Genomic DNA, 24,728 nt, shown 5'->3' on the forward strand with positions numbered 1-24,728 from the left:
TCACTGGCCCCCAAGTTACCTGAAAAAATAAGCTTAAGTCCAGGCCATTCCCGTTTAATTTTTCCAAGAAGCTCCAATTGCTCAATGATAGACTCATCTGAATAAAGAAGTACTACCGGTAGATTGGTTTCGGGGAGCTTTGGATGAGCCATAAAAGCGTTATTTAGGGCATTAAAATGGGACTCGGAACGCTTAATAATAAGAAAATTTTTCACCAATCAATTTTTAATTTAGAGGCGAAATTTATCAACCCCATAAACAAGGGGCAATATTCCTTGCAATTGAAAGGCTATTGGAGCTCATCAACACAATCTCAAAATAAATCGTAATCTTTGATACTGCATAAGCCCAGCTGAACAACTAAGCGAAGAGGAATGGGAATAGAAGCGGCATTGAAGCTAGGGTTGCCGCCCTCAAAACATTTATCACCGGAGTAAACGACTCATCAGACGGCAAAGACCCCTTTTTTTCCTGTAAAAATGAGCAAGCGGGCAAACAAGTAGACAAGACTTACCAAAAGCAGAGCTTCTTTATTTCCGTTAACCTTGTTTTTACAAACAGACTAACTCTTTTTTTTATTTTCTGAGCCATTAATACCAGCCGATGCACTAGGCCCAACAGCTCCAAAATATGAAGACAATTTAGTCAAATTGTACGAATTAAATCTGGGGGTATTTTTGGGGGTACTCTTTGAAATTCGTACCTTTTTGGTTGCAAGTAACCATTTGATTTTGGGCTATAAAATGGTATTTAGTTCGATCTCCGCCGACCCACCATTTTGAAGTATGTAACAGTTAAACGCCACCTATCTAGGTGGCGTTTTCCATTCCACCTCAAAGAATATTAAATCTTAGGCAGCTCTACTCAACTGCAGCTCTGGCAAAAAGAGCATCCTTGAAGCGAGTATTTTTCCCCTTAGACTGCAAAAAAACCATAGCAATTTTTCTACCCTTGATCTTTGCCTCCATGACTAGGCAGCGACCTGAGGCTGCAATATAACCAGTCTTTTGCACCAAAACATCCATGACTTCATTACGAACAATGGGGTTGGTATTTACAAACGGCTGCGGGGGATGGACGCCATCAACAACACTAAATTTTTCTGTTGTTGAAAATTCTTGAATCAAAGGGTATCGCATAGATTCTTCCAATAAAAGAATCAAATCCTGTGCTGTAGAAACATTCTGCGAGGAGAGCCCAGTAGGCTCCATGAAATGGGTATGTACCATTCCAAGTTCTTTTGCTTTCAGATTCATGGCGGCAACAAATGCATCCCTTCCTCCCACATAAGACCTTGCCAAAGCATTAATCGCCCTATTCTCCGACGACATTAAACCAATCCGCAAAGTTCTTTTTCGACTAATTTCCGTCCCCACCTTTAATTTCCATTTTGCACTCGACTGCTGAGCAATATCCTCTCTCTCAATCCTGAGTGGCTCCATTAACCCTTGGCCTGAATCCAAAACAACTATTGACGCCATCAGCTTAGAGATCGAAGCTATTGGTGAGATGACCGAGGAATTTCTATCAACTAATACCTCCCCGGTGTCAACATCAACAACATAGGCAATATTTGAATGAATATTATTGGAACGGTTATTTTCTGCAAACACAGGGGCGTGAAAGAACATGCATCCTAAGACGCACTGAATAAAAAATTTATACATATCTTTAAAGTTTTACCAATATTTAAATGGGCGCGCAGTCTTTGTGTTTGTTCCCACTGCCTTCATCCGCTTTTTGCAATGGGGGCATGTCAGCCCATCCCAGACGACAAGCTGATCAGAAGAGCCGCAGGTTTTACAAACTGTAGATCCCGTAGGTAAATCAACCATGGCGCCAGGGTTTGGAACTGCAAATGTATCTATCTCTTCGCAGCGATTACATACCATTGCAGCTTTGGAAAAATGCGGGCCTTTTTCAACGCCGATACCGCTAATACACTCGTACTCACAGGATCCGCAGACAAACCGGTATTCCGCCTCCATCATCTTATGAGCTTCCTTTTTCCGCTTTCAGAATCTGCGCCCATCTCTCTTTTGCATACTGAATACGCATTGACCTCTCTTGATTAGCAACCCCGATAGTGATTCGCTTATCAATCAAGTCTTTGTAAACAGCATCAATATTTATGTAGAAATTGGTATAAACAGCCACCAGAGCTGAGGAAGGCAACTCATTAACAATGGCGCGGCACTTTAAAGTGGATTCTTTAAATCTTTTTAAGACAGCGGCTTGATCAGAGGCAATTTTGTCGCTTGAATTAAAAAGTTCTTTTGCATTTGGACTTTTCTCCGTTAGCACCAAAATATGTTCATCAACATACTTTGCATCCTCTGACTGATTTACCTCGGCTACACATGAGGCAATCTTTTTCTGTACTTCATTCACTTTAACAATCGAAACGTCATTACCAGGCTTGTTAATCGGCGCTACATTTGTGGCGCATCCCGATAATAAAATTACAAGCAATGCAATACTACGATAGATATTTTTCATACGAATCTCACTAATTAAATAAGTTCATTAGGAATAAAAGCCTCCCCACACAAAAACAAAGTGGGGAGGTAAACGGGATTAGCGGTAAACGATGTCAGCGCGACGGTTCTCCTGGAAAGCAGCCTCCGTTTGCGCTGGATTCATGGGTTTTTCCTTGCCAAAACTAACAGCCTCCACTTGGGCCTCATTAACCCCCTGGGCAAGCAGAGCTCTTTTGACAGACTCAGATCTCTTTTGACCTAGGGCTAGGTTGTATTCAGCTGTACCGCGATCATCTGTATTGCCCTGAATGATGATGTCAGCCTTTTGAGTATGAAAGGTCTTGAGATAGGTCGCATGAGCCGCAATGGTAGAGGCGTACTTTGGATCAAGCGTATAGCTATCAAACTCAAAGAAAATGGAGCGCTTGCCATACACGCTTGTCTTGGGATCGCTAATAGGATCGTAAGACATTGATCCACCAGCATTAATGGATGCTACGTTATTTGAATCATCCAATTTAACCCCACTACTACATGCAGAAATAAGTAGCACCGTGCATGCCAATGGCAGCAGTTTTTTAAGCGCGAACATAACGATAATTCCCCATAAAGGCTAAAAATTAGCCAAAATAACAAAATGGCCAGCCAATCAAGGCTGACAAAAAACCTAAGAAATTAGGTGGTTACTTTTGGGGGTTTAAAAGCAGAATCAGGAAAATTCTGCGTGAAAAGAAGATTGCTAAAACGAGCAAATGTAAAGATTACCGTAGGGCTAAATGGAACGATGATGCTGCTGTTATCACTTATATTAGCGGTCACATGGCTCATTAGAAACAATGTATGGGATTGCGGCTGACCATCAGTTGTTTGATTGCTGATATGACTATGATCAGATATTGATCCAGAAAATAATGCTTGGCTAATTTGGGCCCGTTCAATGGCAGCCTCAACAAAGATACTACCCGCTGCCGCCTTGAATGAAATCAAGCAGAGGCAAAGAAGAATCACGATAGATCTATTACGGGATCGCATGGCGTGATTCTATACCTAAATTGATGAAATCTAGGGTAGCCAAAAATCTCAGAAAATCGGCTAAATTAGATTAAAGACGCATTCTGCATGCTAATTTGAGGATTCCTGGCTTGCTAAAGGAGTGGGTAGCCTCATTTCATATGAAGACATTCAAGCTAAGATCGCTCCGATGCTGCCTGAGCTTTACCTCTTCGGCGTTTTTCCAACCATCTTCACGGCTCTCAAGAAATCAAAGTCGACACCTTTATCTGCTTGTGTGACTGTGTCCAAGAATAATTTTAAGTAGCCACGCTCTGCAGTCGGCTCGATCACTGGATTATCTTTTGCACGCTTAGCCAACTCTTCGTCTGATATCAGCAAGCTAATCTCACGATTCTTCACGCTGAGGCGAATGCGATCACCATTCTTTACGTGCGCGAGTGGCCCACCTACTGCAGCTTCTGGAGTCACATGTAAGACGATCGTTCCAAATGCTGTGCCGCTCATACGCCCATCAGAAATCCGCACAATATCCTTTACGCCAGCGCGAGCTAGCTTCATCGGAATCGGAATGTATCCCGCTTCAGGCATGCCAGGAGCACCCTTAGGGCCAATGTTCTTAAGCACCAGAATATCGTCAGCCGTTACATCTAGGTCTGGGCTATCAATGTGATTGGCGAGATCTTCACTGTTTTCAAAGACAACAGCGCGACCCTCGTGCTCCATGAGTTTTTCATTAGCAGCAGATTGTTTAATTATGGCACCGCCGGGAGCTAAGTTGCCATGCAGAACGGCAATACTCCCACGCGGATAAATTGGGTTATCAAACTTGCGCACGACATCTTGCTTAAAGCTTGGCGGAGCCGCGTCAATCTCTTCACCTAAAGTACGACCTGTCACTGTCATCGCATCTAGCTTTAGTAAAGGCTTGAGCTCACGAAGCAGTGTAGTCATGCCGCCGGCATCATGGAAGTTCTCCATGTAGTGGTCACCAGATGGCTTCAAGTCCACTAGTACTGGAGTCTCATCACCCATCTTATCGAGCGCATCTAAATCAATCTCTAAACCCATACGTCCAGCGATAGCAGCTAAATGCACTATGCCGTTTGTAGATCCACCAATCGCCAATAAAACGCGCATTGCGTTTTCAAATGCGTCTGCTGTCAATACCTTGTCAATTGTTAGGCCATCTTTAGCCATTTGCACAGCGCGAGTACCAGTCTCTTCTGCAATCCGAATACGGTCTGCAGTCACTGCGGGAGGAGTTGCGCCACCAGGCACCGTCATCCCTAATGCCTCAGAGATACAAGCCATCGTGCTTGCCGTACCCATCACTGAGCAAGTACCTACGCTGGCTACCAATTGGTCATTGACTTCATCTTTCTCAACTTCATCAATTTCACCAGCGCGGAATTTTCCCCAATAGCGGCGGCAGTCGGTGCAAGCACCCACACGCTCACTACGATGAGAGCCGGTCAACATTGAGCCAGTGATCAACTGAATTGCTGGAAGACCTGCAGAAGCAGCGCCCATCATTTGCGCTGGCACCGTCTTATCGCAACCACCAATCATGACTACAGCATCCATTGGCTGAGCCCGCAACATCTCTTCGGTATCCATCGACATCAGGTTACGCAAATACATACTGGTCGGAGCAGCAAAACTCTCATGAATAGAGATCGTTGGAAAATCCATCGGCAAACCACCAGCAAGCATCACACCACGTTTCACGGCCTCAATGAGTTGCGGCATATTGCCGTGGCATGGGTTGTATGCGCTACCTGTATTGATGATGCCGATAACCGGTCGATCTAGTGCGCTATTGGTGTAGCCTGCACCCTTAATAAATGCTTTACGCAAAAACAAAGAGAAGCCTTTGTCGCCATAGCTCGTTAAGCCCTTACGCAAACCACTCTCTGTGGATTGTTTTTTCTCTTTGTTCGCATTGCTTGTCATAAATAATTCTTTAAATAAAAAATAAATAGAAATTACAACTCAGTACTACTCAGCTTTGATATCCGCCTCTTTAATCACTTTTTCCCAGCGCTTTACTTCCGCAGCTAACAACTCTGCCGATTGCTTAGGCTTTGTCGGCGTTGCAGCATAGACTCCCTGCTTTAAAAAAGCCTCTTTAACCTCTGGGTTTACCAAGAGTTTAGCGATAGCACTGTTGAGTTGATCAATGATCGCTACCGGTGTGCCAACTGGGGCTAAAACGCCGAAGGTGGAGCTCACCTCTAAAGCCGGCATACCCGACTCAGCGGTGGTAGGAACGTCTGGCAACATCGAGATACGCTTAGCAGTTGTTACTGCCAACGGACGCAATTGACCAGCGATAATGAATGGCAACGCTGCTGGAACCGTCTCCACCATCATATTGACCTGACCTGCAACCAAATCAGTCATGGCAGGACCACTGCCCTTATATGGCACATGCGTGATTTTGATGCCCGCTTCTTTTTGGAAAATCTCTGCACCCATTCTTTGAGGCGCACCCGCACCGGAAGAGGCGTAATTCAATTTATCTGGATTGGCTTTTGCATAATCAATCAAGCCTTTCAAGGTTCTGACCGGGACATTGGGATTAACAACGACTACCAAAGGAACTGAGCCAACAATCATGATTGGCGTGAAATCCTTCAGTAGGTCGTAGCGCAATTTACCCTTTTCGAGAGTCGCCATAGTTGAATGCGATGTCACAGCACCCATCAACAAGGTATAGCCATCTGGGTTTGCCTTAGCAACAGCCTCTGCACCAATATTGCCACCGGCGCCGCCGCGATTTTCAACTAAAACTTGCTGACCTAAGGATTCACCAAGATTCTTGGCGAGAATGCGTCCAATCACATCAGTTGCTCCGCCTGGAGGATAGGGAACGATCAGCTTAATGGGTCTATCTGGATAAGCGGCGTGCACTGCAGCAGAAAATCCAAGAATGAGTGCGCCTTGGGCAATGGAACGGCATAATTTACCGAATTGAAACGTAATCATTTTTGTCTCCGTATGCAGCTTTATTGAACAGCTTTATTTTTATGATCTCAATATACTAAACTTTGCTATCGCACACATTTGAGCGTGCTAAGCTTAGTACCACATTAATGCCAAGGACCACCATGTCAGCTATTCAACCTTTTCACCTTGCATTTCCCGTAGATAACTTGGAGGCAGCCCGCACCTTTTACGGAAGCACCTTAGGTTGTGCTGAAGGTCGTAGCTCAGATGAATGGATTGACTTTGACTTTTTTGGGCACCAACTCGTTGCCCATCTCGCACCTCAAGAATGCGGCAATGCAGCCTCAAATGAGGTTGACGGACATCAAGTTCCCGTAAAACATTTTGGGGTGGTTCTGACGATGCCAGATTGGCATGCATTAGCGGATCGACTAACTAAGAGTGGCATCAAATTCATCATTGAGCCGCAGATACGGTTTAAAGGCAAAGTTGGCGAACAGGCTACGATGTTCTTCTTAGATCCTGCTGGCAATGCTTTGGAGTTCAAAGCATTTGAAGATCCAAGTCAGCTATTTGCTAAATAATTGACTTGGATGGAAAAACTGACTACAAGCTATCTACTGCATCAGAAAAACTGGTAACTCATACCCGCCTGAAAATTGATGGGTGCGCCAGCAAAAATCCCATCAGGACTTCTGCTGGCAATATAGCGCTTATTCAACAAGTTATTCACCACACCAAATACTTTCAAACTTTTATTGATCGCATAATTCGCGCTCCAATTAACGGTAGTGATGGCAGAGATTTCTCCTAGAGTACCAATGGAGTTTGGCAAGACGGTATTTGCTGAATCGGCAAATTGAGGTGATAAGTAATTCAAGCTAACTAAGGTATTGAGGTCATTTTTCTGATAGCTGACACCTAAATTTGATACCAACTTTGATGTGTATGGGATGCGGTTTCCATCCTTCCCCATAGATGAATTGCCAACAAATTTGGCTACTGGAACATAAGTTAGATTCCCACTTAGACCCCATCCCGACTCAAGCCCATACCCCAATGATAATTCCATGCCCTGATGTAAGCTCTTACCGCCGTTGGCTTTGGTAATGCCTGCAGCAAGACTTTGATTGACGATTTGATTGCTAAAGTTCATGCTAAATATCGCCGCATCATAGTTAAAGCCGTTATTTACACTCCGGAGACCAAACTCGAAATTCGTTGATCTCTCAGGATCCAATTGTTGATCCACGCCCTTTTCGCTAATGGCAGTTGCTAATTGAGCGGGCGCAAATCCTTTATATATGCTCGAGTAAAGCTGTACTTCTGGAATCAGTTGCCAGCTTGCTCCAATTTGCGGAACAGTTTCTAAATTCTTTGCACTCCCTGACTTTTCAGACAGAACATTATTTCTAGATTGGTTATAGCTTTCAATACGCACACCAGGAGTAACTGCAAAGTCTTTTGATAGCAAGAACCTATTTTGCGCAAAGAGAGCTACTGAATTAGCTTTATTTTCTTCATGCCCGGTCACTCTTCCGGACTTAGCCAGACTTCGGGAAGCTACCAGCTGGTTTGATTGCGTCTCAGTATGTAGCCGCAGTCCGAATTCAAACTCATTACTTATACCCATTGCCTCATAAGCATGGGACACTCGTGAATCCACTCCAAGCATTTGAAATTCACGATTTCGCCCAAACATACAATCATTACTGCCATTACAAAGAGTAAAACTAGTTTTATCCGCAGTGCGACCACTGATAGTTTGACGCCAATAATCTCGATCTAAGCGACTCCAATATAGCAATGTGTTCATTTTTGTAGCAGCACCCAACTCCCAAGAGTGATTCAAATCGACGGCATTTCTCTGTGTAATAAAGTAATCGTTGGGAGCGGGATTCCCTGAAAATCTAGCGTCATATTGATTTGGCCTTAAGCCGACATATGAGGTATTGATATTGTTGTCATAGTGGGTATATTTAAGGCTCAGCCATTGATTTTGATCAATGGCCACCCCACCCTTGAAAAGAATGTCATACATTTTGAAACCATTGTCTTGGTAACCATCACTCTCTGACTTAATGATGTTGATACCTGCGACAGCACCATTACTATCTGACTTTCCGCCGGCCTCAATTTGAGCAAATTGATAACCATAATTACCCGCTTTACCGGAAAGCTTAAAGCCCTCTTCTGGAGTCTTGGTGAGGTAATTAATGACTCCGCCAATATTAGACGGGCCATATTGCAAGCCTGATGCCCCCTTTAAAACTTCAATGCCACTCATACGATCAACAGGCGGGCTGTAATAAGAGGCGCTAGAAATAAATAAACTGGGGTGGATAGGTGCGCCATCCTCCAGTAACAACACTTTCTGACTACGACTGGGATTAAGTCCTCGAATACCAATATTGGGAATGGATCCTAAACCACCCTCATCGCCCCGTATATTGATACCCGGAATAGTCTTAAGGGCATCTTGAATAGATAAGGGCTGAAGTAACTCTAATTGCTTTTGATTAATCACATCTACCGTGCCTGGAATTTTTGAACGCGCATTTTCCTCGCTACCGACAATGTCAATTCTTGGTAAATCAATTTCCTTAGCTTGAATACCGGATGCTAAGGAATACCCACAAACTAAGGCAAAGCGTAAAGCCCATGCCAATTTTTTTTGCTTCATATGCAATCTCCAGGGATAAAAACATCAAATCGCTGGCTAATCGCATATCAAAATACTTTTGCTGGCTAATAAATTAGTACGTTGCTATTTGGTCAAAATAAGTTTCTTTAATTTAGTAATTCTTAAAATATATCTTTCACCATCATGGATGATGACAACGGTTTTCTCTTTCCCAAATAGAGTCGCACTAGCAATAACCTTATCTAGATTCAATTGAGGCGTACGGAAATCATCCATAAGGTCGCTGAACTCTGATTTCAATTTAAGTCTCTAACCTGAAGTGGATCGGAAGATGGTAGCAGTGAGAGAGGGCTTGCTCCCCAGACTCTAGGGCAGAAAATTTCCACCCCCTAACGCCGTCCATAGCCGATCTGTCTAGCTTTTCGTGGCCAGAACTTTTAGCCAACAAAACACTTTCCACATTACCTTGCTCATTAATGCATAACTTGAGTTGAACGGCACCTTGCTCACGCATTCTCCTGCTTAACAGTGGATAAATTGGTTTTGGATTTAAAAATATATCTCTATCACGAAGGGTTTTAGATGTCGGAGATGATGCGGCTGACTCATGATGACTTGAGTCCTTAGCAATCGTTGATACAAGATAACTATTAGCTACATTGATATCCTTAGTTGATTCTGATACCTTGGATATGGTGGGACGATCGAGCGAGCCCTTCAAGCTGAGAGTGAGCCTATCTGGCATGAAAGTCTGCGGAGTCCTCTCTTGAAATATTCCCATTCCAAAAATGATGGAAATATGCACCCCAATCACCCAAAGAGGAATGAGTTTGGATGTACTCATCTTTAATTTTTTCCCATCAAGAAACAAATCCCTCACACACATCAACTCAAAATTGAATGATGATAATCATTCTCATTTATTTTATTGGATGCTTTATGTGCCAACAACCCTTTAAATGAAAGGCCCGCATGATTAAAGGGTATTGAGAGGATTTGCTAGATGAAGCTACTACTTATGATGAATTTGTAAGCGCCAGAGTGAAGTGACTTCAACTGCTCTTGCAAAATGAAGAAGGTCTGAGTCATCAAATACTTTCGGATGTTTTGGTTTGGTATCAATGCATCCTAGAACAACCAGACCAGCACTCTCAATCCAAGAGAGCAGTTCTTGCCGAGTTCTTAACTCTAGATGCTCAGCTAAATCAGACAGAATTAACCAGGCCTCACCCTCAGGCGATAAATGATCTTTTACTCCAGCCAAAAATCCTTTGAGCATTTGACTGTCTGGATCGTAAACCGCATGCTCTAAAGTAGAGCTAGGTCTTGCAGGAACCCAAGGTGGATTGCATACGATCAAAGAAGCTTTTCCTGATGGGAATAAATTGGCTTTCACAATTTCTATTTGCGAACCCAGATTTAGCAGTGCGATATTTTCTTTGGCGCAAGCGAGTGCTCGATCATCTTGATCGGTGGCAATAATTTTCTGCACATCCCGCATAGCCAAAATAATAGAGAGCACTCCAGTGCCAACACCAATATCAAAGGCCGTAGATTCAGCTTCTAAAGCTTTGGGCAATGGAGTGTTGCAGATCAGCTCAATGTACTCGCCACGAACGGGTGAGAAAACACCGTAATGGGGGTGAACAAACACTGGCTCACCATTTTCATCAGCCAGAATAGGCAACCCATTTTTTCGCCACTCATGAGCACTCACTACACCCAAGAGCTCACGCAAAGAAACTACATAAGAATGGCTGACAGCGCCATAAGCTTCTGCACATGCCAGCGATATATCCGGTGCACGGCGTAATGAAATCGTATGGTCTTGGTTGCATTGGATTAACAACATGCCCAGTATTCGGGCTCGTTGAGACTGAATAAGCCGATGCTGATTGAAGATATCTTTTGCTGTTTTCTTGGAGGCAGTATCAGCTGACTTATCCACCCTCTTGCCTGCACGCTTAGATTTTTTCGAGGGCTTATCTATTCGTCGAACCAAAGCCTGTAATAGCTGGCGAGCATTCTGGAAATCTCCCTTCCAAAGGATCGCAGTCCCTTCGCAGGCCAAATGATAAGCATCATCAGCCGTTAAGGTGTCATCAGCAGTGACCACTTTTTTATGGACTGCAATACCATTTTCAGAATGCCAAACTGCAGAGCAAGCTTGACCGCCCTCTTCCCAGAAAATGGAAACATCTTGCATCATGACTTACTCAGGAGGGTGCTCCTCTGGGTTGACATCTAAAGCAATTAAGAATCGAGAGACCATGTTGTAAGCCGCCACTACAGTCACCAACTCTACAGTGTCCGTATTTCCTAAGGTGGCTTGCAAACGCTTCATCAAAGCGCTATCCACCTGAATATTGCGCGTCATCTGAAAAGTCAACTCTGCAGCATCGTTTTCCACATCCGAGAAAAGAGCCTTTGGAAAATTAGCTTGGCCAATTAAGCGCAACGCCTGAACCTGCTCTTCGGTACCGCCAGCTTTGATAAAGGGCGGAGCATGATGAAAGAACTCATATTCCGCGCCATTCAGAACTGCGACACCACACATTGCAAGTTCACGCAATTTTGGATCTAAAGAAAGGTTATTGCGGATCTCACCTACAAAATGATTCCATCCCTCAGCAATGGGGGTGCTATGCAAGAGCATACGGTCTAAGTTAATAAACTGACCACCGCGCCTCTTGCGAATAGCTGCCACAAGCTCAGCAGGCTCAGCCAAATCCATCGGCTGGTAAGGAATTAAACGTTCACTCATCTTTAATCCTTATTGTGTTTCTTTAATATTGTTTTCAATAACAAACTTGCCCCAGACTGCAATTTGCTTGCCGATAAAGTCGCGCAGCGTCTCTGGATTACCGGCAACAATTTCAATGCCCTGTGTTTTTAATTTCTCAGAGACTGATGGCGTCTTAAGCGCCTTTGTCACAGCCTGATTCATCGCATTCACAATCGCAGGAGGTGTTTTGCCTGGAGCCAATACAGCCCACCATGCTGGCGCATTAAATCCAGGGAAGCCACTTTCAGAGATGGTCGGAACATTTGGCAACTGAGGAGATCTTTTGGCGGTTGTGATTACCAAGGGAATTACGCCGCCACTATCAATGTGTGGCTTGACCAAAAACTCTGAGCCAATAGCCAACTGCACTTGACCGCCAAGAACATCCTGCATTAAAGGGCCGCCGCCACGATAAGGAATGTGATTCCAATCAAAGCCTGCTTGTTTGGCCAAACGTGCCATTGCTAAATGTCCCAAGCTACCGATACCAATAGAACCATAGCTAAATTGTTTGCCAGCCTTGGATTGATCAACTAATTGCTTAAAGCTAGTGATTCCAGAACTCTTACTCGCAACCAGAACCATTGGTGAGGTACCAATTAGGGTTACAGGCGCGATATCTTTAATCGTGTCGTAGGGAAGCTTGTCTTTGAGGCTTGGATTTACGCCATGCGTGTCAAATACGACCGCAAAGGTATAACCATCAGGATCAGACCTCGTCATCGCTGCAGTACCAATCACTCCAGAGGCTCCGCCGACATTCTCGACAATCACATTCTGCTTGAGTTCTGCCTGCAAAGCCGGGGCTAAAGTACGCGCCACTTGGTCCACAGAGCCGCCCGGCGGGAAAACAGCGATCAGGCGAATGGGCTTTTGGGTCGGCCAAGTGCCCACTCCAGCCGTTTGAGCGCTAACAACAGAAGCACCAAACATCAGAAATAGGCTCAATAAGAGCGCTTTTTTGGTTATTTTCAAGAAAATCGGCATCACATCATCCCCCTCAATTAAGACTGCAAGATTACCACCCATCTCAGCAGCTTGTTCGATAATAGATGCCGGAGCCAGATGAGATTAACCATGAAACCAATTTTGAACATAGCCGCCTACTTATTTGTCAGCCTAGACAATTTGACGGAGCTACGCGCGAAGATATTGGACGACTGCAATGCTCGCCATCTAAAAGGAACCATTCTCTTGACCGCCGAAGGCATCAACATGTTCTTGGCAGGAGAGGAAGCTGAATTACGCGGCTTTCTAGATTGGCTGCGCCAAGATTCTCGCTTTGCCCCACTTCAGGCAAAAGATAGCTGGTCTGAAACACAGCCATTTAAAAAAATGTTGGTCAAAATTAAGAATGAAATCATCCGCATGAATCACCCGACGATTCGTCCGGAAGAGGGTCGCGCGAATTTCATTACGCCAAAAAAACTACAGGAATGGCTTGACCGAGGCACTGATGATCTAGGGCGTCCTGTAGTCATGGTGGACACACGCAACGCCTTCGAAGTCGAATACGGTACTTTTGAGAATGCACTGCATTTCAATATTGAGAAATTTACAGAATTTCCCGCAGCAATCACTGCGCATAAAGATGAGTTGGCTGATAAAACTCTAGTGAGCTTTTGCACTGGCGGAATCCGCTGTGAAAAGTCTGGCCTCTACATGCGTGAGATCGGCATGCAACATAGCTATCAACTTGAAGGCGGCATCCTCAAGTACTTTGAAGAAGTTGGCTCCGCACACTACACCGGCACCTGCTTTGTATTTGATGAACGGGAAGCGCTGGAGCCTAACTTAGACTCCATCCCACTAGAGCGCTCTATCCGAAAAAAACAAACCGCCTAATAGCAAAGCCCTTAGCTCGATTTACCCACCAAAGTCATGTGCTCAACAAAAGGTGGCTTTACAAAAAATGGGCCGACAATTGCACGCCATTCAGCAAAGGCGTCGGAACCTCTGAAGTCCACCGTATGGTTCTCAAGGCTATCCCAATAAATCAATAGCAAGTAGCGCGCTGGGGTTTCAATACTGTGATTAACCTTAAATCCTCGAAACCCTTTAGCCTTGGCAATGACGGTATTAACGCCACGCAAAATAGCCTCTTCAAACTCAGCGGCCTTACTAGGGTCAATTTCTAGATCGCAGTGCTCCAAAATCATGGGAATTTCCTTTGTCAAAATTGCTTAGGGATCGATAGTAAACTCAAACAGAATAACAAATCAGCAAAGAGAGACATGACCAATTTACCCAATATTGTCATCCTAGGAGATTACGAACGCGCCCTGCGTCGCTTCTCTAATTGGAATCGGATAGAGCAAAGCTCAAATCTCACCATTCACCATGAGCCATTGCGCGATGAGGCCTTATATGAAGCGGTCAAGGATGCCGATGTCATTGCCATTGTGCGCGATAGATCCCCTTTTAATGAGGCAATGATTGCGAGACTGTCAAAACTTAAATTATTAATGTTCACTGGCAAACGCAATGGCACTTTAGATAGCGCTGCCCTCCTCTCGCGGAATATTCCAATAGCCTGCACACCGGGAGGTCCTTCGAAAGAAACTACCACTGAGCTAACCTGGGCCTTAATCTTGGGAGCATCCAAACAACTAGTTGGCCAAAACAATCTGGTGACTTCTGGTGGCTGGCGTAATGAACTCTCGGTCCTGCCGATGCTTGCAGGTGAGCGCCTCGGAGTTATTGGTCTGGGCGCTATCGGCAGCTCTGTTGCTCGCGTTGGCAAAGCATTTGGAATGGAGCTTGTCACCTGGAGCCCCAATATGACACCGGAACGCGCCGCCGTCGAAAACGCCAAATCCGTTAGCCTCGATGAATTACTCAGCACATCAAAGGTGGTCACAATGCACTTAGTGGCTGGCCCTGGAACCAAAGGCCTGATTAGCGCAGATCAACTTAAGCTAATGCGCCCAGACTCGATTCTGGTAAACACATCACGATCCGCATTGATCAATATGCCTGACTTATGCGCCGCCCTTAAACAGGGTCGTCCCGGTCAAGCTGCAGTAGATGTATTTGATATTGAACCTTTGCCATCCAATGATCCACTACGCAATACCCCGAATCTACTGGCAACTCCGCACCTGGGTTTTATTGCAGAACCTATTTTTGAAACTTTCTCAAAAGGCATTACTCAAACGCTAGAGGCTTGGCTTGACCAAAAGCCAGTACCGCATCCTTTCGAACCTTAATGCTTTGAAGACGCTTACACCCTCACAGTTATTTATCAGCTTCAGCAAAATCGGCATGTCTGGTTTTGGTGGAGTGTTGCCATGGGCACGTCGCACTCTGGTTGAACGCGACAAGGTATTAAGCTCGGAAGAATTTAGTGCCATTCTGGGCATCTGCCAAATTGTTCCAGGCCCGAATATTGTGAATCTTGCGGTGTGTATTGGCTCTCGATTTGCTGGCGCTAGGGGCGCGTTGGCAGCCGTCCTTGGTTTAACGCTAGGGCCCATCTGCATTGTGATGCTGTTAGCCGTTCTCTATACACATTACAGCTATATGGAGTCGATACAAGGAGTGCTGCGCGGCATTTCTGCAGTTGGGGTTGGTTTAATCGCCTCCACTGGCATCAAAATGTTGCGCGACGAGTTACGCTTTCCAGCAATGCTGCTGGTTGTACTGGTTACAGTAATCGCAGCCAGCTATTACCAGCTAGGACTTGGTTGGGTAGTACTCATAGCATCACCACTGGCCTGGTTCTTGGCGCAAAAGAAGGCTCGCAAACTATGAACATTTTGCTGAGCTTATTTTTAAAACTCTCCGCCTTTTCTTTGATTGCCTTTGGCGGCGTAAATGCCTTACTTCCAAGCTTGCTGAATTTATCGGTGTATCAAGAGCACTGGATAGATCTTCAAACTTTTGCCGATTACTTCGCGATTGCGCAAGCTGCACCAGGGCCGAACTTTATGACGGTCACCTTAATTGGCTGGCATGTTTATGGTGCTTTAGGAGCGCTAATAGCTACTGTTGCAATTGCATGGCCGTCATCTATTCTGGTCTATCACTTACAACGCCTGATACTAGGCATGAAAGATGCTCACAAAAAGAAATCGATTCAATACGCAGCAGCAGCTCTAGCCATTGGCCTAGTTCTCTCTTCTGCATGGCAGATTGCTTTACAAATTAATCACAGCTACGCTGCCTATGCATTGACACTATTCACTATTGGAATTACTGTTTTTACTCGTTGGCATCCTTTGTATTTAATCGGACTTGGCGCCGCTCTAGGAGCATTAGGACTTATATGAAATTCATGCGATTTTTACAGACGAGTGTTTTGTGCTCAGCAGTTTTTTTGATTGGATCTGCACACGCACAAGCAAACTATCCCAGCAAACCGATCAATTTGATCGTGCCCTATGGCGCTGGAGGTAGTGCTGATTCTCGCAGCAGGCAACTAGCTCAGAAAATGAGTTTGATTTTGAAGCAACCGATTGTGGTTGATAACAAACCTGGCGCCGGCGGAAATATTGGTACTGAGTTTGTTGCAAGATCAGCACCAGATGGCTACACAATTGGGATGGGGAACTTCGCCCCCATGGCTGTGAATAAAACCTTATTTGGTAATCTTCGCTACGACCCCGAAACGGATCTCAGCCCAATCATCTTGATTGAGAAAGGTCCCTTAGTTTTAGTAGTTCACCCAAACTCACCCTATAAAACTATTCAAGATATTGTCACGGCAGCAAAAGCAAAACCAGGCACCCTCACCTTTTCTTCAGGGGGTATTGGCGGCAGCCATCAATTATCTGCAGAACTATTTATGCAGAATGCCGGCATCAAAATGATTCATGTTCCTTATAAGAGTGGTTCCGCTGGTTTAACGGACCTCATGGGTGGCAACGTGGATATGATGTTTGATCAAATGTATTCAGCAGTGCCCAGCATCAAAGCGGATAAGCTACGTCCTATCGCCATCACAAGCAAAAAGAGATCCCCACTTCTACCAAATGTGCCTAGCTTTGCTGAGGTTGGCTACCCCAAGGTTGAGGTGCTGAATTGGCAAGGATTTATCGCGCCCGCCAAAACTCCTAAACTGATTATTGATAAGCTAAATGCTGCAGCCAACGAAGCTTTAAAAGATCCACAACTGCGTGAATTAATGCTTTCTCAAGGAAATGAAATTGGCGGTGGAAGCCCCGCTGATTTCGCAGCCCTGATCAAGTCTGAAGCGGCGAAATGGAGTGCCGTAGTTAAGGCTGGAAATATCAAACCTGAATAGGTTTGACTGAAAAACTTACTTCAGCGCTTGATAAGTCAGGATACCTAAAAAGGTAAGGCACAGTGAACCGACTAAATGCAAGAGCGCGGTACCCAGCGCCCAAGTCACTTCGCCACGCTGCATAAATCCCACAACCTCAGCAGAAAAGCTGGAGAAGGTTGTGAGGCCACCCAAGAAGCCGGTAATCACGAACAACTTCCACTCTGGAGAGAGATTGGGATTATTGCCAAAGAAAGCTACCGCAATACCAATTAGGTAACCGCCAACCATATTGGAGATAAAAGTTCCCAAAGGAAGCATTGAAGCGACACCCACGGTTGCAAGATTAAAACCTGCCCTCAGTAATGCACCAAGACCAGCGCCGCAGAAGATTGCAAGGATAGATAGCCACATAAGAATATTTATTGGATTGTAAAAGTAAGCATACCAATGGAACCCATTTCTATTCCATCAACTTGCGTTTTAGGAAACTCACCCTGCTCTTGCTGAGCGAGCACATACAATGCTGGCCAATAGTGCTCGGGTGTTGGAATAGATAAATGAGCAGCGTCACCAAATTGCTCCCAATGAATCAGGGTCTCATGGTGATTGGCCTTCATTTCCGAAACAAAGAAATCATTGAACTCTTTAGCCCATGGATAAGGGGCTGCACCTTCCTCCCATTGGATAGTGCGCAAGTTATGCACCACATTGCCACTTGCCAGAATCAAAATATTTTCATCACGCAAAGGGCGCAATTTTTTAGCCAGCTCGTAATGCTCTTTTGCAGATAAGGAGCCATCTAGACTCAATTGAACCACAGGTACATCGGCATTTGGATAAAGATATTTGAGAACAGACCAAGCGCCGTGATCAATACCCCATTCATTCTCTTCAAGCACGACAGGAACATCTAGTAATTCTTTTACGCGATCGGCAAGCGCAGGACTTCCTGGCGCTGGATACTGAATATCAAACAAGGCCTGCGGAAATCCACCAAAGTCATGAATCGTTTTGGGTTTTGGCATTGCGGTAACCCATACTCCGCGGGTTACCCAATGAGCCGAGATGACTAAGATCGCATCTGGGCGTTTAAGTGATTTACCAAGACTGGTCCAAGCGGCTGTATAGCGATTGGGCTCGATGGCGTACATCGGACTGCCATGGCCCGCAAATACTGCAGGTTGGCGATGGCTAGTCATTAATGCAGATTAGCCGAATACGTAACCAGTATGAGCTGCAACCAATGCAAACAAAATAGCCAAGCTAGTAGCGGCTGCCAACATCACGATCAAAGTAATGATCTTCTTGTTGATTTCGTCTTTCGTTTCTTTATGCCATTCGTTCATGCTAAATCCTCATTAAACACATTAATTAGTAGCGTAATTATCCACTATCGGCCGCGGCCAGCCTTACGCATCATGGCTTTTCCGCCTCCAAAGCCTGCCTGAGGCCTACCGCCAGGACCAGATGGGCCTTTGGGGGCTGGTGGACGGGCTACCGGCTTAGCTACTACTGGCTTGGCTGGGGTTTTTGATTCAGGTTTTTTATCGTCAGTCACTTTTTGCTCCTATGGATATCATATTGCCATGATTACCGACTATTCTATCCAAGCTGTCGCGATTAATGCGATTCCCTTGATTTTTGCCATCACGATTCATGAGGCCGCTCACGGCTTTGCTGCACGTCAATTTGGCGACAATACGGCCTATATGCTGGGTAGAGTAAGCCTCAACCCCATTAAACATATAGACCCCGTGGGAACAATTCTGATCCCCCTGCTATTGATTTTGTCAGGATCCCCATTTTTAGTCGGCTATGCCAAACCAGTGCCAGTGAACTTTGGGCGCCTACGCAACCCCAGAATTGACTCCATTTGGGTAGCCTTAGCTGGCCCTGGCTCCAATTTCATTCAGGCTTTAATTTGGCTAATCCTACTCATTGGGTTTGTAGGGCTCGGCATCAACGAAAAGTTCCTCATCTCCATGTCGCAGGCTGGCATTACCTGGAATTTAGGATTGCTGGTTTTCAACCTATTTCCGCTTCCGCCTCTCGATGGCGGGCGAATACTTGCAGGCCTTCTCCCGGCGCGGCAATCCATTGCCCTAGGTAAGTTAGAGCCCTGGGGCTTTTTTATCGTTCTCGGCCTAGTATTTACTGGGATTATTGGCAGCCTTTGGATGACCCCCTTGATGGCTTTTTTTGAGTGGTTGATTCTCTTGCTGACCAGCCCCTTAAGAATGATTTTCTAGATAGATTTCAATAGGTAAAAAACAGCATTCGGGAGTATGCTGAGCCAATATAACCTTACCCCCAAATGAATAGAAATGAATGGAGCCTCTCATGAAACTCAAACATCTTGTTTTAGCCACCCTTGCACCAACATTGCTGGTTAGCGGAATTGCTTATGCGCAATTCAAAAAACCTGAGGATGCAATTAAGTACCGCCAAAGCGCATTCACTGTGATGGCAAATTCTTTTGGGAAAATTGCTGCTGTAGTTAAAGGTGAGGCGCCTTTCAATAAAGATGAAGTAGCTAAGAATGCTGATGTAGTTGCAACCATCTCTAGCCTCCCATGGCAAGCCTTTGGACCAGGCACTGAAGGTGGCAATGCACTTCCAGCGGTTTGGTCGGACAACGCTAAATTTAAAGCCGCTTCAGAAAAGATGCAGCTTGCTGTTGCAAATCTGAATACTGCTGCGCTATCGGGTGATCAAGATGCCATTAAGAAGGCTTTTGGTGCAGCTGGCGCGACCTGCAAAGGTTGCCATGACGACTTCAAGAAAAAGTAATTAGTTCGTTATCAAGTAACCCAGAATCACCGCAATCAGGCTAAGCACCAACAAAGCTAAGCCACGTTGCCAAGCTCCATCCTTGGAGGCTTGACCCAAGTCAGCAGGTAGATACTTTGCCTCCTCGCTTGGGTCGATTTCTTTATCGCCCAGCAACATTGGCTTAATTAAATTCTCACCCTTGAATTTTTGATAATAAAAAATTGCACAGAGGTGAACAACAATCAAAATAATCAGAACCTTTTCATTCTGATGATGAATCGAAGTTAAAAATTCAACCGTTCCATTGGAAACATGTTTTGCTAGCGGCCCCTCAAAAGCGATATCGTCATTCGCAAAAAGACCAGTCACCGCCTGAAGACCAATCGAAAAGAGTAAAGCTAAAACAGATAGCGCGCCCAAGGGGTTATGCCCCAGTCCCGCCTTGGCTTTACCGGATAGATAATTGAGAAGCCCTTTTGGGCTAGGAACAAAATTGATAAAGCGGGCATGGTACGAGCCAATCAAGCCCCAGCAGATTCTAAAAATAATCAAAGCTAATACACAGTAGCCGACTCGCGCATGGAGCTCCATGGCATTGCCGCCAATCTTGACGGTCACGAAACTCAGAGCGATGCCGATAACCAAACACCAATGAAACAGGCGAATCGGCAAATCCCAAACGCGAATGATTTTTTTCATATCTAGAGAATAAATCACTGTCACCTTTAGAATAAGAAAAATTAATGAAAACTAGTCAAGCCTTTAAAACCCTGTTGCTCTATCGCATAGGCGCAACTCTCAGCTATCAAATCATGATGGTTGCAGTGGGGTGGCATATCTACGAAATTACCAATAGCGTCGTTTCACTTGGTCTGATTGGCTTGGCGGAGCTTGTCCCCTACTTTGTATTGGCCCTCTATGCTGGCCATGCCGTAGATCGTCATTCCAGAAAATTGATTTCAGCGCTTGCGTGTGGCCTCCACATTGCGGTCGCTTTGCTCTTAGTCGCAATAGCACTCGACTGGTTAACGCCACCTGTTCCCTTGATTTACACAGCAGTAGCATGCTTAGGTTTAGCGCGCGCACTATTGCGCCCTTCCTATCAAGCCATCTTTGGTCAAATCATTCCCCGAGATCAATTGCCTCGCTATACCGCATACGCATCCTCAGCCTTTCAGATTTGCGTTGTAGCCGGACCAGGTTTAGGTGGACTCATGATTGGATTTGCTGGGCTAGAGTGGACCTATGCCATGGCCGCATTGAGTGGAGCTATCGGCCTCTATGGAGTGAGCTTTATTCATATCAAACATGAACGACCTGAAGGCGTAAGTAATGATTTCTTAAAAAGCTTTTTTGAAGGCTTCAACTACGTACGAAAACATGATCTGATTGTCGGCATCATGCTGCTAGATATGTTTGCCGTGCTATTTGGTGGCGCCGTATCTATTCTTCCAGCCTTTGTTAAAGAGGTCCTTGATGCCGGTCCAGAAACTTTGGGAATTCTGAGGGCAGCGCCTGCAGCTGGGGCAGTCATCACCGGTCTTTACTTGGCACGCCGGCCTCTACTAGAAGACACTGGAAGACACTTATTTTTATCAGTCGGCGGCTTTGGGATTGCCATTATTGCTTTTGGACTCTCCAACAATCTTTGGCTTGCAGCACTCTTCCTATTTATCTCGGGTTGTTGCGACTCTATTTCGGTAGTCATCCGCGGCAGCATTATGCAGTTGACGACTCCGGATCAGATGCGAGGCAGAATCAGCGCTATCAATGGGATATTCATTGGCTCCTCTAACGAATTGGGTGCGCTTGAGTCCGGGATTGCAGCAAGCCTGATCGGGCTTGTTCCATCAATCGTATTTGGTGGGGCAGCAACCATACTGGTCGTATTACTTACCTACCAATTTGCACCCCAACTGAGAAAACTCAATCTGAAGGATCTTGCCTAGAGTTTGTTTACTTAATCTCTGGCAGGTCCTTTTGAATGATCTTTAAGCCTTCGCGCAAGGCTTCTTGATAGCGCTCTCGCTCAGCCTTCATCGTCTCTGCTGTCCATGAATAAAAACCTTCGCCGGTTTTCATTCCCAATTTGCCACTGGCGATACGATCGCTCAAACATTTTGCAATGTCTGGGGAGTTATTCAGAGTGGGATAAATCGTTGCGCCGCCGGCACCATGCACATCTAAACCAGCATGGTCCCTCTGCATTGCTGGTCCAGCAGCGATGTAGCGAAAGCCAAAACCAAAACGGACGGCCTTATCAATATCTTCCAAGCTAGCAATTCCCGCATCGACCATGGCAAAGGCTTCACGCGATAAAGCATGCTGTAAGCGATTTGCTAAGAAGCCTGGTAAATCTTTTTTCACGGTGACCGGGACCATGCCGCAAGCCGTCATCAATCGAGAAAGGCTTTCACCCACCATCGGAGAAGTTTTTTGTCCGTAGACTACTTCTACACACGGAACCAAGTGGGCAGGCATAAAGAAATGCAGCCCAATCATTCGCGCTGCCGTTTTCAACCCTTTTGAAATATCACTAATCGGAAAGCTCGTGCTATTACTTGCTAAAACTGCTTCCGGTTTTGCGTATTGCTCCAGCTTGGCAAACAGCTCTTGCTTAATATCCAAACGCTCAGGTACGCACTCAATGACTAAATCTACCTCTGGCCAATCTATCTCCTCTAGGGAACCTGCAGTAGAAAGCAAATGCAGGCGATGCTCGTAGCCCAAATCCATCATGGTGTTGGCAAAGTAATCTGGCAATAGTGCCCGGCGTTCAGTGGTTGGTTCTAGAACCTGCACAGCACAACCCCCGCGAGCGCAAACAGCTGCCACATCAGCACCCATGGTGCCGCCGCCAACAATGACGACTTTAGTTTCGGATGGGGTAAACAACATCTCAATTTCTCCTTCGGGGGCAAGATAAGGATTACAAATCCTCTTACAATGTTTTCATTATTCCAATAAAAAAGTAAGTGAGACATGATCCCAGTCAATTCGGTGCTGCAGGTCGGGCAATTTCCAGAAGTAATGCAGGCGGTCATAGACCAGCGTCTAAGTGCCGTACATCTTCTCGATACCGGCTCGCAAGTGCCCCCAGGCTCCTTTGAAAGTATTTTGATTCGCTCAAATACGAAATTACCCATCAAACTACTTGAGCAACTCCCAAACATCCGCATTGTGGCTACTTGCGGGGTTGGTTATGACAACCTTCCTTTGGAGTATCTAAAGCAGAAAGGTATTAAGGCTAGTAATACCCCTGGCGTGCTTAATGACGCAGTTTGTGAGCTTGCTATTGGGATGATGCTTGGCCTGCTACGACACATCCCCGAAGCCCATCAGTTTGTAAAAAGTCGCGCCTGGTCACAAGGCCTATTTAGAGTCGCCACCACCTTAGCGGGAAAGCGAGTGGGGATTGCTGGGATGGGTCGCATTGGCCAAGATCTAGCAAAACGCTTAGAGCCTTTTAAGGTCAAGCTGGCCTACACCGGCCCAACTCAAAAAGAATTACCTTACGAGTACTTCAGTGACATTCAGTCCTTGGCAAAGGTATCAGACATTCTGATTCTTGCCTGCCCTGCTAGTCCAGAAACAGAAAAAATGATTAATGCTGAAGTCCTAGAAGCTTTAGGGCCGAAGGGTTATCTGATTAATATTGCACGGGGCAGCGTAGTAGACGAAGCCGCACTTTTAGTTGCACTGCAGCAAAAAATCATCGCTGGCGCAGCACTCGATGTATTTGAAAATGAGCCAAATCCAAACGTCGGCTTCTTAAATATTGATAATGTCTTACTAACCCCGCATATTGGAAGCGCTACTTCTGAAACGCGACAATTGATGACGAACCTAGCAATAGATAATTTAGAAGCTTTCTATAATAAAAAACCTCTTCTTACCGAAGTAAAAAATTAAATTGGAGTAAGCATGACGATTTCCCTACACCCTTCCACATTACCCGCAGTGCTCTCGCCTGTCTTAACTCCATTTAAAGAAGATGGCACTCCAGATGCCAAAAAATTACTGAAGCAATGTCAATGGCTCGAAGCCAATGGCGTTGGTCAAGCGATCTTCGGCACGAACTCAGAAGCCAACTCTATGTCCGCGCCACAAAAGATGGGCACATTAACCACGCTGATTGAAGGGGGCTTAAATCCTGCGCACATGATGCCTGGTACAGGCGCCACGTCGATTGATGCTACGGTGAACATGACTCGTCACGCAGTTCAGCATAAGTGCGCAGGCGTCCTCATGTTGCCGCCTTTTTATTACAAAGATGTCACTGATGATGGCCTCTTTGCCTATTTCTCAGAAGTGATTCAAAAAGTGGGTGATGCTGCATTACAAATTTACATTTACAACATTCCACCTGTTACCAAAATTAATTTAAGCCTGTCTTTGTTGGAACGCTTAACTAAGGAATATCCAAAAACCGTTGTTGGTATGAAAGATAGTTCTGGTGATTGGGCTTATACAGAGTCCGTAATCAAACTCTTGGCACCATCAGGCTTCCGCGTATATGCCGGTAGCGAAGTCTTCTTAATGCGCGCCCTCCGTGCAGGTGGCGTTGGTTGCATCTCCGCCACTGCTAACGTAAACCCTAAGGCCATCGCTGAATTGGCGGCCCATTGGAGAGAATCTGACGCAGATCAACGTCAAGCCTCCCTAGATCAAGTACGCTCAGTGTTTGCTCAATATCAAATGATTGCCGGTATGAAAACTGCAGTTGCCCATTTCAGCAAAGATTCCGAGTGGTTACGCGTACGCCCACCACTCATGCAACTCAGCGCTGACCAGCAAGCTAAGTTGCTAGGTGAATTGCAACAGATTAATTTCAGCATGCCCGGCCTTTAATTAAAT

At 45.4% G+C, this 24,728-nt stretch carries 32 protein-coding genes; 11 read left to right on the forward strand and 21 right to left on the reverse strand.

All coding sequences use genetic code 11. The features are described from left to right. From ICN14_RS04015 to ICN14_RS04050, 8 genes are all read right to left on the reverse strand, one after another. Positions 1-215 (reverse strand): hypothetical protein (locus ICN14_RS04015; RefSeq protein WP_216225051.1); only part of this gene is annotated, 215 nt, incomplete at its 3' end. 645 nt (positions 216-860) lie between these two features. Beyond that, entirely contained in the window at positions 861-1,631 is a 771-nt protein-coding gene (locus ICN14_RS04020; RefSeq protein ID WP_216225053.1) for a serine hydrolase, read from the reverse strand. A 48-nt stretch (positions 1,632-1,679) separates the two neighbouring features. Then, positions 1,680-1,988 carry a hypothetical protein gene (locus ICN14_RS04025; RefSeq protein ID WP_216225055.1) on the reverse strand — a complete coding sequence of 103 codons (309 nt, stop codon included), beginning with the start codon at positions 1,986-1,988 and terminating at the stop codon, positions 1,680-1,682. Positions 1,989-1,992: 4 nt separating this feature from the next. Continuing rightward, a complete protein-coding gene (locus ICN14_RS04030; protein ID WP_216225057.1) occupies positions 1,993-2,499 on the reverse strand; it encodes a hypothetical protein in 507 nt (168 codons plus the stop codon). A 78-nt stretch (positions 2,500-2,577) separates the two neighbouring features. Continuing rightward, positions 2,578-3,072, reverse strand: coding sequence for a peptidoglycan-associated lipoprotein Pal (gene pal, locus ICN14_RS04035; RefSeq protein WP_216225059.1), 495 nt, complete (start codon positions 3,070-3,072; stop codon positions 2,578-2,580). An 83-nt stretch (positions 3,073-3,155) separates the two neighbouring features. Further along, entirely contained in the window at positions 3,156-3,512 is a 357-nt protein-coding gene (locus ICN14_RS04040; protein ID WP_216225061.1) for a hypothetical protein, read from the reverse strand. 183 nt (positions 3,513-3,695) lie between these two features. Beyond that, positions 3,696-5,447, reverse strand: coding sequence for an IlvD/Edd family dehydratase (locus tag ICN14_RS04045; protein ID WP_216225064.1), 1,752 nt, complete (start codon positions 5,445-5,447; stop codon positions 3,696-3,698). Between the two features lie 45 nt (positions 5,448-5,492). After that, positions 5,493-6,482: a tripartite tricarboxylate transporter substrate binding protein gene (locus tag ICN14_RS04050; protein ID WP_216225065.1), complete on the reverse strand. Its 990-nt coding sequence runs from the start codon at positions 6,480-6,482 to the stop codon at positions 5,493-5,495. Positions 6,483-6,604: 122 nt separating this feature from the next. On the opposite strand from ICN14_RS04050, the gene ICN14_RS04055 reads away from it, so the two are divergent. After that, entirely contained in the window at positions 6,605-7,027 is a 423-nt protein-coding gene (locus ICN14_RS04055; protein WP_216225068.1) for a VOC family protein, read from the forward strand. 41 nt (positions 7,028-7,068) lie between these two features. Here ICN14_RS04055 and ICN14_RS04060 read toward each other — a convergent pair whose 3' ends face one another. The 6 genes from ICN14_RS04060 to ICN14_RS04085 all read right to left on the reverse strand — a co-directional run bounded on the left by ICN14_RS04060 (position 7,069) and on the right by ICN14_RS04085 (position 12,901). Next, on the reverse strand, positions 7,069-9,126 hold the full coding sequence (locus tag ICN14_RS04060) for a TonB-dependent receptor domain-containing protein (RefSeq protein ID WP_216225071.1): 2,058 nt from the start codon (positions 9,124-9,126) through the stop codon (positions 7,069-7,071). 84 nt (positions 9,127-9,210) lie between these two features. Beyond that, positions 9,211-9,363 (reverse strand): hemin uptake protein HemP, encoded by a 153-nt coding sequence (gene hemP, locus ICN14_RS10425; RefSeq protein WP_370624823.1) that lies wholly within the window; start codon positions 9,361-9,363, stop codon positions 9,211-9,213. Between the two features lie 25 nt (positions 9,364-9,388). Further along, the gene (locus ICN14_RS04070) at positions 9,389-9,931 is read right to left on the reverse strand and encodes an energy transducer TonB (protein WP_216225074.1); all 543 of its coding nucleotides are present in this window, start codon (positions 9,929-9,931) and stop codon (positions 9,389-9,391) included. Positions 9,932-10,099: 168 nt separating this feature from the next. Continuing rightward, positions 10,100-11,293, reverse strand: coding sequence for a class I SAM-dependent methyltransferase (locus ICN14_RS04075; RefSeq protein WP_216225076.1), 1,194 nt, complete (start codon positions 11,291-11,293; stop codon positions 10,100-10,102). Positions 11,294-11,299: 6 nt separating this feature from the next. Next, a complete protein-coding gene (locus ICN14_RS04080; protein ID WP_216225077.1) occupies positions 11,300-11,851 on the reverse strand; it encodes a carboxymuconolactone decarboxylase family protein in 552 nt (183 codons plus the stop codon). A gap of 9 nt (positions 11,852-11,860) precedes the next feature. After that, positions 11,861-12,901 carry a tripartite tricarboxylate transporter substrate binding protein gene (locus ICN14_RS04085; RefSeq protein WP_255535962.1) on the reverse strand — a complete coding sequence of 347 codons (1,041 nt, stop codon included), beginning with the start codon at positions 12,899-12,901 and terminating at the stop codon, positions 11,861-11,863. Between the two features lie 48 nt (positions 12,902-12,949). Between ICN14_RS04085 and ICN14_RS04090 the strand changes: the two genes are divergently transcribed. After that, a complete protein-coding gene (locus tag ICN14_RS04090; protein ID WP_216225079.1) occupies positions 12,950-13,717 on the forward strand; it encodes a sulfurtransferase in 768 nt (255 codons plus the stop codon). An 11-nt stretch (positions 13,718-13,728) separates the two neighbouring features. On the opposite strand, the gene ICN14_RS04095 is transcribed toward ICN14_RS04090, so the two are convergent. Beyond that, positions 13,729-14,031 (reverse strand): antibiotic biosynthesis monooxygenase, encoded by a 303-nt coding sequence (locus tag ICN14_RS04095; RefSeq protein WP_216225081.1) that lies wholly within the window; start codon positions 14,029-14,031, stop codon positions 13,729-13,731. Positions 14,032-14,106: 75 nt separating this feature from the next. Between ICN14_RS04095 and ICN14_RS04100 the strand changes: the two genes are divergently transcribed. From ICN14_RS04100 to ICN14_RS04115, 4 genes are read left to right on the forward strand one after another with little or no spacing between them, the layout of a single operon-like run. After that, a complete protein-coding gene (locus ICN14_RS04100; protein ID WP_216225083.1) occupies positions 14,107-15,081 on the forward strand; it encodes a D-2-hydroxyacid dehydrogenase family protein in 975 nt (324 codons plus the stop codon). After that, on the forward strand, positions 15,044-15,625 hold the full coding sequence (locus ICN14_RS04105) for a chromate transporter (RefSeq protein WP_255535963.1): 582 nt from the start codon (positions 15,044-15,046) through the stop codon (positions 15,623-15,625). Before ICN14_RS04100 ends, ICN14_RS04105 begins: the two co-directional genes overlap by 38 nt. Next, positions 15,622-16,143, forward strand: coding sequence for a chromate transporter (locus ICN14_RS04110; RefSeq protein WP_216225085.1), 522 nt, complete (start codon positions 15,622-15,624; stop codon positions 16,141-16,143). Before ICN14_RS04105 ends, ICN14_RS04110 begins: the two co-directional genes overlap by 4 nt. Beyond that, positions 16,140-17,117, forward strand: a complete 978-nt coding sequence (locus ICN14_RS04115) for a tripartite tricarboxylate transporter substrate binding protein (protein ID WP_216225087.1) — start codon at positions 16,140-16,142, stop codon at positions 17,115-17,117. Before ICN14_RS04110 ends, ICN14_RS04115 begins: the two co-directional genes overlap by 4 nt. Before the next feature lie 15 nt (positions 17,118-17,132). On the opposite strand, the gene crcB is transcribed toward ICN14_RS04115, so the two are convergent. The 4 genes from crcB to ICN14_RS04135 are packed head-to-tail and all read right to left on the reverse strand — an operon-like array spanning position 17,133 to position 18,657. Continuing rightward, the gene (gene crcB / locus ICN14_RS04120) at positions 17,133-17,510 is read right to left on the reverse strand and encodes a fluoride efflux transporter CrcB (RefSeq protein ID WP_216225089.1); all 378 of its coding nucleotides are present in this window, start codon (positions 17,508-17,510) and stop codon (positions 17,133-17,135) included. A gap of 8 nt (positions 17,511-17,518) precedes the next feature. Continuing rightward, complete coding sequence (gene ygiD / locus ICN14_RS04125; protein WP_216225092.1) at positions 17,519-18,298, reverse strand: 4,5-DOPA dioxygenase extradiol; 780 nt, start codon at positions 18,296-18,298, stop codon at positions 17,519-17,521. A gap of 9 nt (positions 18,299-18,307) precedes the next feature. Next, entirely contained in the window at positions 18,308-18,445 is a 138-nt protein-coding gene (locus tag ICN14_RS04130; protein WP_173960827.1) for a hypothetical protein, read from the reverse strand. A gap of 44 nt (positions 18,446-18,489) precedes the next feature. After that, the gene (locus tag ICN14_RS04135; protein WP_216225094.1) at positions 18,490-18,657 is read right to left on the reverse strand and encodes a hypothetical protein; all 168 of its coding nucleotides are present in this window, start codon (positions 18,655-18,657) and stop codon (positions 18,490-18,492) included. Positions 18,658-18,685: 28 nt separating this feature from the next. On the opposite strand from ICN14_RS04135, the gene ICN14_RS04140 reads away from it, so the two are divergent. Together ICN14_RS04140 and ICN14_RS04145 are read left to right on the forward strand one after the other, a co-directional pair. After that, complete coding sequence (locus ICN14_RS04140) at positions 18,686-19,348, forward strand: site-2 protease family protein (RefSeq protein ID WP_216225096.1); 663 nt, start codon at positions 18,686-18,688, stop codon at positions 19,346-19,348. A gap of 91 nt (positions 19,349-19,439) precedes the next feature. Continuing rightward, complete coding sequence (locus tag ICN14_RS04145; RefSeq protein WP_255535964.1) at positions 19,440-19,889, forward strand: cytochrome c; 450 nt, start codon at positions 19,440-19,442, stop codon at positions 19,887-19,889. Here the strand turns inward: ICN14_RS04145 and ICN14_RS04150 are convergent, their stop codons facing one another. After that, positions 19,890-20,570, reverse strand: coding sequence for a cytochrome b/b6 domain-containing protein (locus ICN14_RS04150; protein ID WP_216225098.1), 681 nt, complete (start codon positions 20,568-20,570; stop codon positions 19,890-19,892). Positions 20,571-20,614: 44 nt separating this feature from the next. Between ICN14_RS04150 and ICN14_RS04155 the strand changes: the two genes are divergently transcribed. Further along, complete coding sequence (locus ICN14_RS04155; RefSeq protein WP_216225099.1) at positions 20,615-21,820, forward strand: MFS transporter; 1,206 nt, start codon at positions 20,615-20,617, stop codon at positions 21,818-21,820. Positions 21,821-21,827: 7 nt separating this feature from the next. Here ICN14_RS04155 and ICN14_RS04160 read toward each other — a convergent pair whose 3' ends face one another. Beyond that, complete coding sequence (locus ICN14_RS04160) at positions 21,828-22,769, reverse strand: 3-hydroxyacyl-CoA dehydrogenase family protein (RefSeq protein ID WP_216225100.1); 942 nt, start codon at positions 22,767-22,769, stop codon at positions 21,828-21,830. An 84-nt stretch (positions 22,770-22,853) separates the two neighbouring features. Here ICN14_RS04160 and ICN14_RS04165 point away from each other — a divergent pair, with 84 nt between their 5' ends. Beyond that, positions 22,854-23,783, forward strand: a complete 930-nt coding sequence (locus tag ICN14_RS04165) for a 2-hydroxyacid dehydrogenase (protein WP_216225101.1) — start codon at positions 22,854-22,856, stop codon at positions 23,781-23,783. Between the two features lie 12 nt (positions 23,784-23,795). Next, positions 23,796-24,722 (forward strand): dihydrodipicolinate synthase family protein, encoded by a 927-nt coding sequence (locus ICN14_RS04170; protein ID WP_216225102.1) that lies wholly within the window; start codon positions 23,796-23,798, stop codon positions 24,720-24,722. The last annotated feature ends 6 nt before the right edge of the window (positions 24,723-24,728 follow it).

It is taken from the genome of Polynucleobacter sp. MG-27-Goln-C1, assembly GCF_018881905.1.
GTDB lineage: Bacteria > Pseudomonadota > Gammaproteobacteria > Burkholderiales > Burkholderiaceae > Polynucleobacter.